The 14,033-nt window shown below is 55.8% G+C and carries 16 protein-coding genes; 9 read left to right on the top strand and 7 right to left on the bottom strand.

The features are described from left to right. Positions 1-502: 502 nt before the first annotated feature. From rpsT to mutM, 3 genes are all read right to left on the bottom strand, one after another. The gene (gene rpsT / locus ACN0Q0_RS04740) at positions 503-766 is read right to left on the bottom strand and encodes a 30S ribosomal protein S20 (RefSeq protein ID WP_417242219.1); all 264 of its coding nucleotides are present in this window, start codon (positions 764-766) and stop codon (positions 503-505) included. Between the two features lie 182 nt (positions 767-948). Next, entirely contained in the window at positions 949-1,725 is a 777-nt protein-coding gene (locus ACN0Q0_RS04735) for an enoyl-CoA hydratase (protein WP_417242218.1), read from the bottom strand. A 62-nt stretch (positions 1,726-1,787) separates the two neighbouring features. Beyond that, positions 1,788-2,639 (bottom strand): bifunctional DNA-formamidopyrimidine glycosylase/DNA-(apurinic or apyrimidinic site) lyase, encoded by an 852-nt coding sequence (gene mutM / locus ACN0Q0_RS04730; protein ID WP_417242217.1) that lies wholly within the window; start codon positions 2,637-2,639, stop codon positions 1,788-1,790. Between the two features lie 86 nt (positions 2,640-2,725). Between mutM and ubiE the strand changes: the two genes are divergently transcribed. Both ubiE and ubiB read left to right on the top strand, forming a co-directional pair. Continuing rightward, positions 2,726-3,478: a bifunctional demethylmenaquinone methyltransferase/2-methoxy-6-polyprenyl-1,4-benzoquinol methylase UbiE gene (ubiE, locus tag ACN0Q0_RS04725; RefSeq protein ID WP_417242216.1), complete on the top strand. Its 753-nt coding sequence runs from the start codon at positions 2,726-2,728 to the stop codon at positions 3,476-3,478. Beyond that, positions 3,478-5,013, top strand: a complete 1,536-nt coding sequence (gene ubiB, locus ACN0Q0_RS04720) for a 2-polyprenylphenol 6-hydroxylase (protein WP_417242215.1) — start codon at positions 3,478-3,480, stop codon at positions 5,011-5,013. Before ubiE ends, ubiB begins: the two co-directional genes overlap by 1 nt. Here the strand turns inward: ubiB and ACN0Q0_RS04715 are convergent. From ACN0Q0_RS04715 to ACN0Q0_RS04705, 3 genes are all read right to left on the bottom strand, one after another. Further along, on the bottom strand, positions 5,000-5,851 hold the full coding sequence (locus ACN0Q0_RS04715; protein ID WP_417242214.1) for a phosphotransferase family protein: 852 nt from the start codon (positions 5,849-5,851) through the stop codon (positions 5,000-5,002). The two genes, ubiB and ACN0Q0_RS04715, sit on opposite strands and share 14 nt — an antisense overlap. A gap of 69 nt (positions 5,852-5,920) precedes the next feature. Next, positions 5,921-6,595 (bottom strand): flagellar hook capping FlgD N-terminal domain-containing protein, encoded by a 675-nt coding sequence (locus ACN0Q0_RS04710; RefSeq protein WP_417242213.1) that lies wholly within the window; start codon positions 6,593-6,595, stop codon positions 5,921-5,923. A gap of 11 nt (positions 6,596-6,606) precedes the next feature. Continuing rightward, entirely contained in the window at positions 6,607-8,265 is a 1,659-nt protein-coding gene (locus ACN0Q0_RS04705; protein WP_417242212.1) for a flagellar hook-length control protein FliK, read from the bottom strand. A gap of 114 nt (positions 8,266-8,379) precedes the next feature. Between ACN0Q0_RS04705 and ACN0Q0_RS04700 the strand changes: the two genes are divergently transcribed. The 6 genes from ACN0Q0_RS04700 to ACN0Q0_RS04675 all read left to right on the top strand — a co-directional run bounded on the left by ACN0Q0_RS04700 (position 8,380) and on the right by ACN0Q0_RS04675 (position 12,231). Then, positions 8,380-8,661, top strand: coding sequence for a rod-binding protein (locus ACN0Q0_RS04700; protein ID WP_417242211.1), 282 nt, complete (start codon positions 8,380-8,382; stop codon positions 8,659-8,661). Further along, positions 8,661-9,014: a hypothetical protein gene (locus ACN0Q0_RS04695; protein WP_417242210.1), complete on the top strand. Its 354-nt coding sequence runs from the start codon at positions 8,661-8,663 to the stop codon at positions 9,012-9,014. The genes ACN0Q0_RS04700 and ACN0Q0_RS04695 overlap by 1 nt, the downstream gene beginning before the upstream one ends. 223 nt (positions 9,015-9,237) lie before the next feature. Then, entirely contained in the window at positions 9,238-10,569 is a 1,332-nt protein-coding gene (locus tag ACN0Q0_RS04690) for a flagellin (protein WP_417242209.1), read from the top strand. 89 nt (positions 10,570-10,658) lie between these two features. Beyond that, positions 10,659-11,036 carry a flagellar biosynthesis regulator FlaF gene (gene flaF / locus ACN0Q0_RS04685; protein ID WP_417242208.1) on the top strand — a complete coding sequence of 126 codons (378 nt, stop codon included), beginning with the start codon at positions 10,659-10,661 and terminating at the stop codon, positions 11,034-11,036. Next, complete coding sequence (gene flbT / locus ACN0Q0_RS04680; protein WP_417242207.1) at positions 11,033-11,440, top strand: flagellar biosynthesis repressor FlbT; 408 nt, start codon at positions 11,033-11,035, stop codon at positions 11,438-11,440. Before flaF ends, flbT begins: the two co-directional genes overlap by 4 nt. Then, entirely contained in the window at positions 11,437-12,231 is a 795-nt protein-coding gene (locus tag ACN0Q0_RS04675) for a DUF1217 domain-containing protein (RefSeq protein ID WP_417242206.1), read from the top strand. The genes flbT and ACN0Q0_RS04675 overlap by 4 nt, the downstream gene beginning before the upstream one ends. Here ACN0Q0_RS04675 and ACN0Q0_RS04670 read toward each other — a convergent pair. Further along, entirely contained in the window at positions 12,228-13,571 is a 1,344-nt protein-coding gene (locus tag ACN0Q0_RS04670; protein ID WP_417242205.1) for a FliI/YscN family ATPase, read from the bottom strand. The two genes, ACN0Q0_RS04675 and ACN0Q0_RS04670, sit on opposite strands and share 4 nt — an antisense overlap. Before the next feature lie 69 nt (positions 13,572-13,640). Between ACN0Q0_RS04670 and ACN0Q0_RS04665 the strand changes: the two genes are divergently transcribed. Beyond that, on the top strand, positions 13,641-14,030 hold the full coding sequence (locus tag ACN0Q0_RS04665; RefSeq protein WP_417242204.1) for a FlgB family protein: 390 nt from the start codon (positions 13,641-13,643) through the stop codon (positions 14,028-14,030). Positions 14,031-14,033 lie beyond the last annotated feature (3 nt).

Here is a 14,033-nt window from a genome sequence, read left to right as displayed (position 1 = left end):
CTTGGCACAGTTAGAGCCGGGTCTTTGGACTGCCGGATAACCCCGCGAATATGCACGGAATCGACCGAAAGCTTTGCACCGGTTTCCCTAAACCAATGCAAACCTTAGCAAAGCACGTCTCGTTCAAGGTAGCCCGAAAATGGCACCCTAGACACAACACGCACATTCCTCATGTCCCCCCAAGACGAAGTGAATCGCTCACTGAAATTAGCGCCCTGATGCGAGCCCGCGCAATCGATCTTCGCGCTTGACTCTGCCTTTGGTGAAATCGAATCTGAAAAGCCTTTTTTTACAATGGCGGCGTGGCGGATATGACGCAAATCATCTACCGCCAACGCAGAGGACAATTTGCCTGTTGCAAGATTTGACGTGTTTTTGGTAGCGGCCATCGCGTCATCGAGAATCACTTATCCACAGGGCAAATCGCATGATGTCAGGTGCCGTGGGCGCAATAAAAAACGCGCCCAAAGGCGCGTTTTTGTCGTCCGGAATGTCGGTCGGCTTAGGCGATTGCTTTAACGCGAGCGGCCAAACGGGACATTTTACGGGATGCCGTGTTTTTGTGCAGGATGCCTTTGGTCACGCCACGCATCAACTCGGGCTGAGCTGCGCGAAGTGCTTCTTGGGCTGCGGCTTTATCGCCGGATTCGATGGCTTCTTCGAGTGTGCGAAGGAATGTGCGGATGCGCGAGCGGCGTGATTTGTTGACGTCGGTGCGGCGAACGGCCTGACGGGCGCGTTTCTTGGACTGTGGAGAGTTTGCCATGATAATGTCCCTCTTAGGGTTGTTTGCAATTTCGGTAGCACACGGACCCCAATTACCCGAACGGGTACCCGAATTCGGGTTGGTCAACTCACAGCCTAAGCGGGCTCCACGCGCATGTAAGCCGTCCCTTTAGATGAGAATCGCCGCAAAGGAAAGCCTTTTGTGGCCAAAACAGTGTTCACTCACTTGTCGCGGAACTGTGGCGCACGTTTTTCGAGAAAGGCATCCATACCTTCGCATTGGTCATCGGTCGCAAAGAGGGCGTGAAAAGACCGGCGTTCGAACAGAATACCTTCGTGCAAGGTCGTCTCATAGGACCGGTTGACGGCCTCTTTCGCGGCCATAACCGAGATCTGGCTCTTCTCGGCAATCTTTCCTGCTGTTTCCAAAGCATCTTCAATCAGCTTTGCCGCCGGAACAACACGCGACACAAGGCCGGATCGCTCGGCCTCATTGGCGTCCATAAACCGCCCCGTGAGATGCATTTCCATCGCTTTGGATTTGCCGACAAACCGCGTGAGACGCTGTGTACCGCCAAGACCCGCCATAATGCCCAGATTGATCTCGGGCTGACCAAATTTCGCGGTGTCCGCCGCGATGATAAAGTCGCACATCATCGCCAACTCACAGCCCCCACCCAAGGCGTAGCCCGCAACAGCGGCAATGACGGGTTTGCGAATTGCGGTGATGGCGTTGGCCTCAGCGGCAAAGAAATCCGTCAGAGCCATATCGGCAAAGCTTTTCTCCGACATTTCTTTGATATCCGCACCCGCGGCAAAGGCCTTTTCCGAACCGGTGATTACAATTGCGCGCACCTTTGGATCCTTGTCAGCCGCCGCCAAGGCCGCCGCCAGTTCACCCAAAAGCTCCGAATTCAAAGCATTCATGGCATCGGGACGGTTCAGTTGGATCAAGGCAACGGATTTGTTCGTGTCGGATTTAATCGTGGAATAGGCCATGAGTGGTTTGTCCTTGGTAAAAGCGCGTCTAGACCTTTATCAGTCAATGCGGTGCGTTCAAACTATCTTTGACACGACGGACATAGGAAGGTCGACCGGCCGGCCTGTACCACGCGCTCGATTGTGGCCTTGCAGGTTTCGGTTTTACAGGCCTCGCCTTCGCGCCCGTAGACGCGGAAACTGTGTTGGAAATATCCCAATTCGCCATCCGCTTGTCTGAAGTCTTTCAACGACGACCCGCCCGAGGTGATGGCTTCGGCCAAGACTTCGCGAATGATCGGCACAAGGGACGCAACACGCGCCGCCGAAATGCGTCCCGCTTTGCGGGTCGGGTCAATCCCTGCACGAAACAGAACTTCGCAAACATAGATATTGCCCAAACCCGCCACGATGTGTTGATCCAGAAGCGCCGTTTTTACGGGTGTGTTTTTGCCCTGAAATGCCGCGACCAGATGTGCCTCATTGAACGTATTCCCGAGTGGCTCCGGACCAATCTTTGCCAATAGGGGGTGAGACTGTGCCGTGGCGGTTTCTATCAGATCCATTGCCCCGAAGCGGCGTGGGTCGTTGAATGTCACACGTGCGCCGTTATCCATGTGAAAGACAACGTGGTCGTGTTTTTGCACCGCGGGATGCGTATGCGCAAATTGCCCGAGCGGATCACCCGATACAGTCATGCGACCCGACATGCCCAAGTGGATCAAAAGCGTCTCGCCGCGATCAAGATCGGCCAGAATATATTTCGACCGACGCCGCAGCCGCTCCACTCTTGCACCCGTTAGGCGCTCGGCCATGCGATCGGGAAAGGGCCAACGCAAATTGGGACGGTTCACATCCGCCTGCATGATGGTCGCCCCCGACATGGAGGGCTCCAGACCGCGACGAACCGTCTCGACTTCGGGTAATTCGGGCATTTCGCTCCCCTTATGGTGGCGCTTGCGATTGTATCGCGCGTCGTGAGGCCTATAAGAAGGGTAAGTTTCAGAGAGGTTCAAGGGCGATGGCGCAGACGAGCGACAAGACCACCCATTTCGGCTTCAAAGACGTCGCCGAAGATCAAAAAGCCGGCATGGTCCACGGCGTATTCACATCGGTGGCGTCGAAGTACGACATCATGAACGATGTTATGTCGATGGGCATCCACCGCGTCTGGAAAGACGCGATGATGGATTGGCTGGCGCCGCGCCCCGATCAACGGCTGCTTGATGTAGCGGGCGGAACGGGTGACGTCTCCTTTCGCTTTCTCAAACGTGCACCGGGAGCCACCTCTGTCGTTCTGGACATGACCGAATCGATGCTCGTCGCGGGCCGCAAACGCGCCGAGGCCGATCAACTGGCAAAGAACCTGTCGTGGGTGACAGGCGATGCGATGGCCTTGCCGTTCGAAGACAGCCAGTTTGACGTCTACACGATTTCCTTTGGCATCCGGAATGTCACACGCATTCAAGACGCATTGAACGAGGCATACCGCGTCCTCAAGCCTGGCGGCCGCCTGATGGTTCTGGAGTTTTCACAACTGCCGAACCCCGCGATGCAAAAGGCCTACGACCTCTATTCGTTCAATGTCATCCCGCCGATGGGAGAGATCATTACGGGCGACCGTGACAGCTACCAGTACCTTGTCGAGAGTATCCGCAAATTTCCCGATCAGGAGACCTTCGCGTCGATGATCGCAACGGCAGGCTTCGAAAACGTGAAATACCGCAATCTTTCAATGGGTATCGCGGCACTTCATTCCGGGTGGAAACTCTAATGCGTGGTCCCCACAATATCTGGCGCCTCATCCGGACCGGCGCCACGATGGAACGCACCGGCGCGATGAAGGTCGCAATGGACGCGATGGAGGCCCCCCGCGCCTTTCGCATTCTTGCCCGCACCATTGTCTGGCCCATCCAGTGGCTCGGGATCAAGGGTGATCCGGAACAGCCCCCCGTCACGCGCGCCCTCACCGCGCTTGGGCCCGCCTACATCAAATTCGGGCAAGTTCTATCCACCCGCCCGGATGTGGTCGGGACGGAACTGGCGCAGCAATTGCGGGTTCTACAAGATGAATTGCCGCCCTTTCCGCGCGACCGTGCGATCAAAACCATTGAGGCCGAGTTGGGCAAACCCATCGCGGAGCTTTTCACCGATTTTTCCGAACCAGTTGCAGCGGCCTCCATCGCACAAGTCCACAAAGCAAAGTCGGTCCACGACGGGCGCGATGTGGCGGTCAAGGTTCTGCGCCCCGGAATTGAGCGCGCGTTTCACAAGGACATCGATGCATTCTATTTTGCCGCGTGGATGATTGAACACCTATCGCCCTCCTCGCGCCGCCTGCACCCACAAGAGGTGATTGCCCACTTCGAAGGTGTTGTGAACGGCGAACTGGACCTGCGCCTCGAAAGCGCCTCCGCGTCAGAGTTTCGTGCCAACACGCAAAATGACGCCGGCTTTTCGGTCCCTGCGGTTGATTGGAAAATGTCCGCACGTCGCGTGATGACACTCGAATGGGTCGACGGGATCTCTGCCTCCGACACCAAAAAAATCGACGCCGCACACCATGACCGCGCGGCGCTTGGCCAACGGGTTTTGCAGATGTTCCTCAGCCATGCGTTGCGGGACGGATTTTTCCATGCCGACATGCACCACGGCAACCTGAAAATTGCACCGAACGGAGACATCATCGCCCTTGATTTCGGCATCATGGGGGCGCTCGACGCATACACCCGCCGCGTCTATGCCGAGATCCTGTTCGGGTTCATCCAACAGGATTATCGTCGCGTTGCAGAGGTGCATTTCGAGGCAGGTTATGTTCCCGCCGATCAAGATGTCGATGCTTTTGCACGGGCTTTACGTGCCGTGGGGGATCCCATTTTTGGAATGGACGCCGACCATATTTCAATGGCCCGCTTGCTGTCCTATCTGTTCGAAGTCACCGAACGTTTCGGGATGGAAACCCGCACCGAGCTGATCTTGCTCCAACGCACGATGGTTGTGGTCGAGGGCGTTGCACGCTCGCTCGACCCGCACATCAACATCTGGGAAGTCGCCAAGCCTATCGTGGAAAGCTACATCAAAGACAACATCGGGCCAAAAGCGCTTGCGCGGGATCTGGTATCAACCGCACGGGTATTGTCACGGTTTGGTCCGCGTTTGCCCAAGTTGGCCGAGGCGATGCTCACCGCACAGAACACTCCAACGCCCGCAACAAAGCCACAATCAGCGGCAAAATCCGCATTTTGGCTGGCCTTGGGTGGGGGGGTGGCCGCGACCCTCGGAGCGCTTGTGGCACTTACACTCGGCTAAGCTCAAGCGCGACACAATCGGCATAGTCCGTTTCGCCACGGGCCGCCTTCCATACGCAATAGGCCGCCATACGCCACGCCAAACAGGGGCGTATGGCGCGAAATCGTGCTATCGTACCGGCGTCCGGATAGGCGCTTAGTGCGGCCTCCTCACGATCTTCGGTTAGGGGGGCCGACCCGTAGATGCGATGCATCGCGGGCGACAGTGCGACATAGAGATCGTCCACCGCATCGCCAGTTGCGGGGCATTGCCAATCCAGAAAACAAATGCCTGTCTGCGTCTTTATCACATTCGCCGGCACAGGGTCACCGTGCAAAAAAACCGCGCGCGCCTCGGGCATCTGTACCGGTTTGGGGCGTCGCTCCCGCACATGTTGCGACAATCCGGTGTCCAACCCGTCAAGCAACTGATCACCCATCGTCAAAAGACGGTCCGCCCCCAAAGGCAACGTCCGTATCCCCATGGGCGGAGTCGTCGTGTGAATAAGGTGTAGGGCCTTTATGATCCGGGATGTGGTTTGGGCAAAGACGTCTCCCGTCACAAACTCATAGGCCACGATGCGACCATTCTCCGCCTCGAACTGCGCGACGGGTTGTGGCGCAAGACCTGTGCCAATAAGCGCTGACAAGCATGCCCACTCTTGTGAAGGGTCATTCGGGAAAAGCGGGTTGGCACGATCTGCACGATACAGTTTGTACACAACGGCGCGATTTTTTGACCGTCCGACCCATCCGCTATTGGTCCGCCCGCCGGCCAGATGCTGCCACACGACTGACGCCCCCAATAGAGAGCGCGCATGGTTTTCAATGACCTGTGACGGGGGGCGGGCAATCGTCATACGTGCGTAGGGGCTCCAAGTTCGGAGCACCATACGGCGCAGATGAGACGCGGCGCAAGCCGCTTGCCGCTAGAGCGCCTCGCGTAGGGATTGGACCTCATCCGCGCTAATTTCACCACCGCCATTGAGAATCAGGGTGATGTCACCCCCATCGCGGCGCGCCTCCACAACTTCGGTATAGGTCATCGCGCCCGCACTGGACAAATACGCACCGTTCGCGTGGTTTTCGACCGCGAAACTATAGCGCCCGTTGGGGAACGCATAGCCGTCTTTATCCATGCCACTCCATGACACCTCCGACTCCGTTGGATCAATCGCCACCCGCTGTATTTCCGTTCCCGCGGAATTACGCACCAGAAGGTATGACGCATCCGCCGAAGCATTGGGAGTGACGGACAAAGAGACAGGATCACCGTCAAAATAGGCAGGCGCATCACTTTTGACTTCCATCCCGACCCAACTCGCAGTTTGCGACATGCCGATCACGCCAAGTTGGTCGGACAATGCCGTAATCAACGTATTGGTCTGCACTTGCTGTTCAACACTGGAAAACGTAGCCAATTGAACCGCGTAATCGGTGGATTCAATCGGGTTCATCGGATCCTGGTTTTGCATTTGGGCCGTCAGCATTTTCAAAAATGTCTCGAAGTCCGACGAGATTGCGCTTGCCGTTGTTGTTTGGTTCGCAGTCTGTGTTGCGGCTGCCGATGTGGCCGCCGATGTTGTTTGGGAAATCTCGGTCATATCGCTACTCCTCAGAGTCTAATGTCGACGCGGGCATTGCCATTCAATGACAAACGGTGCGGTTGAATAGATGCGGCGGCCCCGTCGAGATCAGCTGCAACCTGCTGTTCTGCGCGTGAGCCAGAGCCATTCGAGGTGCCACGTTTCGCATTTTCAGACGAATGTCCCTGACCCTCTTGTTGGAACTCGAAGGTACTGCCTTCGTAGCCCATGGACGCGAAATCTTCTTGGAGCGTGTGGATATTGCGACGCATCAGATCCGCCGTTTCCGCCTTCTCTGCCTGAACCACCACGGACATTGCCCCGTTCTCGGAAACATGGAAGGTGAGTTTTACACGACCCAATTCCTCTGGAGACAGTGTGATTTCAACGGGCTTATCGGGAAGCTGACGTGCCGCTTCGGCAATCTGTCCGGCAATATGATGCGGCAATTCCGTTCTTTGAACCTGTGTCAAAACCGACGCCTGTACCGATTCGCGGGCAACAGTGCTCGACACACCATCCAACCGGAAATCCAACATTTCAGATGGTTCCACACCTTGCGTATTTAGCTCGGAGGAGCCTTGAACCTGCGCATAGGCGAGCGCAGTCTGGGGAGCTGTTTTGTCGGATGCAGAAGGTGTCGGTGTTGTCATATCGGATGTGGGCGGCTTGGCGTCCTGCACATCATTCGTCGCCTGAAATTCACCGCGCGGGCTTTTGCCGTCATCCACAGACATACCGTTGTTGCCGGCGGTCACCACCGGCGTTGAAACGGGTGCTGTGGCCGTTGCGGATACAGCCGCAGATCGCGCGGTACCCTCGGTGAATGTATCTGAATCCGTCCCTCGAACCGAAGCCTGTGATGCGACGTCGCCTCGTCGGGTTTTCATATCAATAGCGGTCGCATCAGGCTGTGATGTCGGCGCTGCACCCTCTCCCGTCGTCACGCTACCGGACCGGATGGCCTGTTCGCCAGACACGACATGGGACATCTGGGCTGGATTGAGGCCATTCGAGGCGGGACTGGTCGGTTGTGCCGCTTCGGGGCCCATCCCTTGTGCCGCGTTTTTTCCCATTGCCTGGACATCAATGGATCCGACCTGTGGCGCCACCGCATCTGTTGTTTTCGTCAGGGAGGCCTCGGTTGCCACCAAAACACCCTCGCCATTTTTACCGTTTTGCACGACCCCAAGGCGCATGGCCGCCTCATCCACAGTCGTCGCAGGCGAGGCCCCAACGGCTCTGGCGTCTCCCGGTAACCCACCCCCCGCATCCGCTTCAGATACGATGGCATCCGTAGTCGCGCCAAGAGGGATCGTAGGTTGCAACAGCGAACCGTTATGACCATTCGCAGGCACGACCACCTCACCGTCCGATTGAATGGCGGTTGCGGTAGTTGCCCCATCCGTCGGGGTCACGTCCAAGGAAAAACTCTGACGAATCGCCGTTGTCGCCGCCGCCATAGTCATATCCCGGGCTTGCGCCGGCGTCTGTGCAGAGGGCATTCCCTGATCCGTCAGATCAGGCGTCTCGCCACCACGCGTTGTCCGGTCATCTACCGAAGGTTCGCCCCCCTTTACCATATCATCGAATGATTTTTCATCCGATGAGGGTGCGGGCGTCTCGGCTTTGCGGCGATCTTGCGTCGGTTCCCCGACGGGCGCGCGCATCATTGTAGGGATCTGCATTTCTTGCATCCGTTTTTGATCACGTTGCCGCAACTATGTCTCACGTTGGTTACTGCTTCTTTACCGTGATGACGTATCCCTGAAATAATTATGTAGAATTGGAGGTACCCAAAAATGGATGTATCTGGCTCACTCGCTCCCCAGACAAGCACCCTCACGAAAGATCAGGCGCGCATAGAGCAACTGCGTGACGCATCGGAAAAACTCGAAGCGGGCTTTCTCGCCGAAATGCTCAAAGCTTCTGGCTTGGGCAAAACACCCGATACGTTTGGCGGCGGTACGGGTGAGGATCAATTCACCTCCTTCCTCGTTCAGGCACAGGCCGAAAAACTGGTAGAGGCGGGCGGCATCGGATTGGCGGAACATATATTCCAGGCATTAGTGGAGAAAGAGTAATGGCATTTTTTGATCGATTCCGCGCGGCCAAGACTATGGCGGCCGTTTATGATCGCGAGTATGCGGCCATCCTCGCACAGGACTATGACGCACTGTCGCGTCTCACCCCGAGAAAAGCACAAGCCCTCACCGCGCTGACCCAAGAGGACATTACTCCGGATGAGTTGGGTCACCTGAAAACCTTGGCGGCGCGCAACCAAAGACTCCTTGAGGCAACCTCGAAAGGAATCCGTTCCGTGACCGACCGACTCGCTGCACTCAAAGAGAAAAAACCCGATTTCCAAACCTATGGTCCAGGGGGCCAAGTGGCGCCAATGGCACGTAAGCCGTTAACCATAAAGAGAAACTCTTAACAGACTGCCCGATTTTTGCCTCAAATTGAGAACAACTTAGAGGCACAGCTTAGGACACTTTTAGTCTTTAGGCCTCAAACCTCAGAAGGCACCCGAGGGGGTGGCACGGTAAGACGTAAAACGACTTTCCGTAACTGGTCAGAATGACAGTCATGAAGCGGCCAAATCGGCGGCAATTGAAACTTACGGCGCAAAACGCGTCTACAGATCAAAGGAAAATGCTATGTCCAGCATTCTGACAAACAATGGCGCAATGGTTGCGCTTCAAACTCTCAAATCCATCAACAACGACCTGTCCTCGACACAGAGCCAGATTTCGACAGGTAAATCTGTCGCCACAGCCAAAGACAACGCCTCTGTTTGGGCCATCTCGAAAGTGATGGAATCTGACGTCAAAGGTTTTCAGGGCATTTCTGATAGCCTTGCACTTGGCCAGTCCACCCTCGCCGTTGCCGCAAGCGCATCAGAGACGGTGACCGACCTTTTGACCGACATCAAAGGCAAAATTGTTGCAGCTCAAGAATCCAACGTTGATCGTGAAAAAATCCAAACAGACATTGATGCCCTCACCAACCAGATTAAATCTGTTGTCGGCGCGGCGCAGTTTAACGGTCTGAACCTGATTGACGGTACGTCACAAGACGATATGAAAGTTCTGTCATCGCTTGATCGTGCATCTGATGGAACGGTGTCTGCGTCTCACATTTCAGTCGGTCGTCAAAACCTGTCCGTGACAGCGCCAACAACGTCTGCAAGCTTTGGTGCGGGTGCACCGGCTGACCAAGCCGCGGGTAACGCCATGATCCAAGCGGGCTCCGATAACACGGATTTCGCTGGGACCGCATATGACGGAACCAACAACACCTCTTCCATCACCGCAAGCGGTGGCACACTCGCCTTCACGATCGGTGAAGTGCAAGAAGGTTCAAGCTTCCGCGTCATTCTCGATGACGTAACTGTTAACGTTGCTGGAGGCGGTACAACCACAGGTTCGCGTACGTTCGAGTATGTCGCTTCGGCAACCGATGGTACGGGTGACGTTGCTCAGAATTTGAGCAGCCAAATCAGCGCCTTCTTTGGTGCTGCAACAAACTCTTCGGACGCCTATTCCGTTGCCCAGGGCACTGGGGCCAACACCAACCAACTGACCATCACCAACGGTTCTGGTACGGCTATGAAAGTCTTCACCGAAGCCGCAACGGGTGGTACCGCTGGTTCCTCCGCGTCTAGCGGTGGCTTGGGTGCTTTGTCGCAAATCGACGTGACGTCCGATTCCGGTGCAACAGGCGCTCTGGCAGCCATCGACGGCTTGATCTCACAAGCAGTCGACGCCTCTGCAGCCTTCGGTTCGGCTCAAGGGCGCATCGAAACACAATCGTCCTTCATCTCCAACCTGACCGACTCGTTGAAATCAGGCATCGGTTCGATGGTGGACGCCGATATGGAAGAAGCATCGGCACGCTTGCAGGCGCTTCAGGTCCAACAGCAGCTCGGTGTGCAATCGCTTTCGATTGCCAACCAGTCGCCACAGACCATCTTGTCGCTCTTCCGCTAAGGGCACTCGCCCGGGCGTCTTGAATGATGCCCGGGCACCATCGCGGAAAACCCGCGCAATAGAATTCATTGTCACCGGAAGGATCCGACGTGAACGCTTTGAACATGGCCCGAACGGCCTACACCAATACCGCCGCCCCGATTCGCACATCGCGCGGCACCGAGTACGCCGCTTTCGCGCGCATCTCGGCTCAACTCAAACTGACAGCGCAAAATAAAAAGCTGGAGTTTCCAAAATTTGTGACCGCGCTAAATCACAATCGTCGTTTGTGGACGCTGCTCGCCTCGGATGTTGCCGACAACAACAATACGCTTCCCAAAGAGTTGCGCGGTCAAATTTTCTACCTCGCCGAGTTTGTCATCCACCACACCGCGCAAGTTCTTGCCGGAAAGGCCGATGAAGAAGCTCTTCTCGATATCAATCGCTCGATGATGCGCGGGCTTCAAGGTGAAGGGGTCCAACCATGAGCGGTCTTGTCCTAAAACTTGGCCCCAAAGAGCGGGTCCTTATCAACGGTGCGGTTATTGAGAATGGTGACCGTCGATCGCGCCTTTCGATTGTCACGCCGAACGCCAATATTTTGCGACTGCGCGATGCCATTCACCCCGAAGAGGTCAATACGCCCGTGCGTCGCATTTGCTACATTGCCCAACTGGTTTTGTCGGGTGACGCGGATGCCGTGGAGGCCAAACACCAACTGTTCCGCGGCATTGAACAGCTCAGTCAGGTTTTGACGGATGACGACAGCCGTAAATTGCTCAACCTCGCAACTCAGGCCGTTCAAACGGATGAGTTTTATCAGGCTCTCAAATCATTGCGGAGCCTTCTACCAAGAGAAGAGCGGCTCTTGTCTGCTCACAACATGCAATGAGCTTTCAACCCGTTGTCCCATTCGGAGGTTACTCCGGATGGGCCTTTCTCAATCGAACCAAAGAGGCCCAGTTAGAAACGTTTCGGGAATCGTCGGACATCCAGAGAGATGTCGCGTATTTCAAAGAGAACATCGGAAACGTAAAAACAGCCGAAGACCTCGTGTCAGACCGCACCTTGAGAAAGGTGGTGCTCGGTGCCTTCGATCTTGATGATGATATCGACAATATCTACTTCATCCAGAAGGTTCTCTCGGATGGAATTTTGAAAGACGATGCGCTTGCCAACAAATTGTCGGACACCCGATACTATGACATGGCAAAAGCGCTTGGGTTTGATCTTGGCACGCCAAACACCTCGCTTAGTACATTTCCGGATGAAATTGCGGCCAAGTTCGAGGAGCAGCAGTTCGAAATTGCCGTTGGCGATCAAGACGCGAACATGCGCCTTGCGATGTCTCTGGATCGCGAATTGGAAAAAATCGCATCCAAATCAACAACCGATAACGGACGCTGGTATTCGGTAATGGGCAACACGGCTGTTCGTAGCGCCCTTGAAACCGCACTTGGTTTGCCCACGGCTTTGGGCAGCCTCGACCTTGACCAACAGCTCAGTGAATTTCGCGAAAAAACGGACCGCTATTTTGGTGGCTCGGAGGTGTCCCAGTTTTCAGACCCCGAAGCACGCCAAGAGATGTTGCGGCTCTTTTTGGTACGTGCAGAGATTCAATCGACAAGCCAACAGTATTCATCCGCTGCGAATGCACTCTCTTTGCTCTCCGGCTCATATTAATCTCGGATTGCCTCAGCGCCATGTAGGCATTTGGCAAGTTGAGCGAAGCTATTCGCCGTTCCGTCCCGTCCCGAAGCAGCCAGAAATTTGTCCAGATCAGGCCAGATCGCAACGGCCTTATCAAGAATCTCGTCGCTCCCCTTATTATACAAACCGGCCTGAATCATCATTTCAGATCGCTCATAGGTGCCTAAGTAACTACGCGCATCCCGAATTAGAACATTCTCTTCTTCCGAGGCCGCCTCCGGAAGGGCGCGTGACACGGAGCGCAGCAAATCGATGGCCGGAAAGCGCCCGCGTTCAGCGATTTCGCGGCTGAGCACGACGTGTCCGTCCAAAACCCCGCGCAAAATATCCGCAATAGGTTCATCCATGTCGGATCCGGCCACCAAGACTGTAAAGACCGCCGTAATATCACCTGCCGCTTCGGGGCCAGGTCCAGCGCGCTCACACAACGATGTGATCAGATGCGAGGTCGAGGGTGGAAAGCCGCGCAGGGAACTTGTCTCGCCTGTCGCCAAAGCAATCTCGCGATGGGCTTCGGCAAAACGGGTCACGGAATCGGCCAGGAACAAAACCTGTTTGCCCTGATCGCGAAAATGTTCGGCAATCGCCATCGCTGTCCACGCACACCGCCGACGCACCAATGGTGCCTGATCCGAGGTCGCCGCCACAATAACTGCGCGCTTCATCCCCTCAGGCCCAAGAACCCGTTCGATAAACTCGCGCACTTCGCGACCGCGTTCGCCAATCATCGCCAAGACCACAACATCGGCCTGTAATCCCGTTGCAAGCTTTGCCAATAGCGTGGACTTCCCCACGCCTGACCCCGCGAACAGGCCAATACGTTGCCCGCGCACAATTGGCAGCAAGGTGTTAAAGACCGCCAGTCCGGTTTCCAGACGCGCACCCAAACTGCGCCGTTCGGTTGGACTTGGCGCGGATGCGCGTAATGCCCGCGTCTTTGCCCCGCGCAAAATGGGTTTTCCGTCGATCGCCTTGCCAAAGGGATCAATCACACGACCGATCCAACTGTTATCCGGTGCAATTTCATTTTTCCCGAGGTGTGTAACAGGGTCGCCAAACGACAATCCATCCGCACCGCCATCGGCAAGCACGGTGATTGTATTTTCATAGAGCTGCAACACTTCGCCACGGCGCACCGTGGACCCGTGACCGATTTCGACAAGGTCGCCAATTGCGGCCGTGTCCGTCAAACCCGACACAGTTAACACCCCGCGCGAAGCCTCAACCACACGCCCCATAGAGTGCGTTGCTTTTACCGATGCGATCTCAGCTCTGAGCTGATCTAGACCGATCCCTTTCATAACGTCCTCCATGTTCTGCAACCCTTTCTAAAGGAATCACGGTTAAGTCTTGGTTGACACGAAGTCGCGGGAGAAGCCCCGATGTTTGAAAATCTGGATATTTTTCGCCTTACAAGCGGATTAGCTCGCCATTCCACAGCGCGCCAAGAATTGGTTGCAAAGAATGTGGCGAACGCAGACACGCCCGGGTACCGGGCGCGTGATACACAGCCGTTCTCGGAAGCCTTTCGGGCCTCCGAAGGCGGTACTGACCTGCGCACAACACGTGCGGGTCACATCACGAACACCGGTTCTAATTCTCCCCTAGTTGAAACGATCGATTCGCCCGATCCGTCTTCGCCCAATGGCAACACGGTCGCGCTCGAAACGGAAATGATGAAGGCGGCGGATACGCGGCATCAGCATGAGTTGGCACTCAGTGTCTACAAAAGCTCGATGTCGATACTGCGCTCCTCCATCGGCAAACGGTGAGGA

The sequence above is a fragment of the Celeribacter sp. genome, from assembly GCF_048259695.1.
Lineage (GTDB): Bacteria > Pseudomonadota > Alphaproteobacteria > Rhodobacterales > Rhodobacteraceae > Celeribacter.
Note: the sequence above shows the minus strand (reverse complement) of the source record. Positions and strands in the feature narration are given on the sequence as shown.

Coding starts and splice junctions, on each gene's coding strand:
- mutM (WP_417242217.1), bottom strand. CDS start 2,639: ATGCCCGAATTACCCGAAGTCGAGACGGTTCGTCGCGGTCTGGAGCCC.
- rpsT (WP_417242219.1), bottom strand. CDS start 766: ATGGCAAACTCTCCACAGTCCAAGAAACGCGCCCGTCAGGCCGTTCGC.
- ACN0Q0_RS04705 (WP_417242212.1), bottom strand. CDS start 8,265: ATGCAGATCCCTACAATGATGCGCGCGCCCGTCGGGGAACCGACGCAA.
- ACN0Q0_RS04670 (WP_417242205.1), bottom strand. CDS start 13,571: ATGGAGGACGTTATGAAAGGGATCGGTCTAGATCAGCTCAGAGCTGAG.
- ACN0Q0_RS04700 (WP_417242211.1), top strand. CDS start 8,380: ATGGATGTATCTGGCTCACTCGCTCCCCAGACAAGCACCCTCACGAAA.
- ACN0Q0_RS04710 (WP_417242213.1), bottom strand. CDS start 6,595: ATGACCGAGATTTCCCAAACAACATCGGCGGCCACATCGGCAGCCGCA.
- ACN0Q0_RS04715 (WP_417242214.1), bottom strand. CDS start 5,851: ATGACGATTGCCCGCCCCCCGTCACAGGTCATTGAAAACCATGCGCGC.
- ubiB (WP_417242215.1), top strand. CDS start 3,478: ATGCGTGGTCCCCACAATATCTGGCGCCTCATCCGGACCGGCGCCACG.
- ubiE (WP_417242216.1), top strand. CDS start 2,726: ATGGCGCAGACGAGCGACAAGACCACCCATTTCGGCTTCAAAGACGTC.
- ACN0Q0_RS04665 (WP_417242204.1), top strand. CDS start 13,641: ATGTTTGAAAATCTGGATATTTTTCGCCTTACAAGCGGATTAGCTCGC.
- ACN0Q0_RS04675 (WP_417242206.1), top strand. CDS start 11,437: ATGAGCTTTCAACCCGTTGTCCCATTCGGAGGTTACTCCGGATGGGCC.
- flbT (WP_417242207.1), top strand. CDS start 11,033: ATGAGCGGTCTTGTCCTAAAACTTGGCCCCAAAGAGCGGGTCCTTATC.
- ACN0Q0_RS04735 (WP_417242218.1), bottom strand. CDS start 1,725: ATGGCCTATTCCACGATTAAATCCGACACGAACAAATCCGTTGCCTTG.
- ACN0Q0_RS04695 (WP_417242210.1), top strand. CDS start 8,661: ATGGCATTTTTTGATCGATTCCGCGCGGCCAAGACTATGGCGGCCGTT.
- ACN0Q0_RS04690 (WP_417242209.1), top strand. CDS start 9,238: ATGTCCAGCATTCTGACAAACAATGGCGCAATGGTTGCGCTTCAAACT.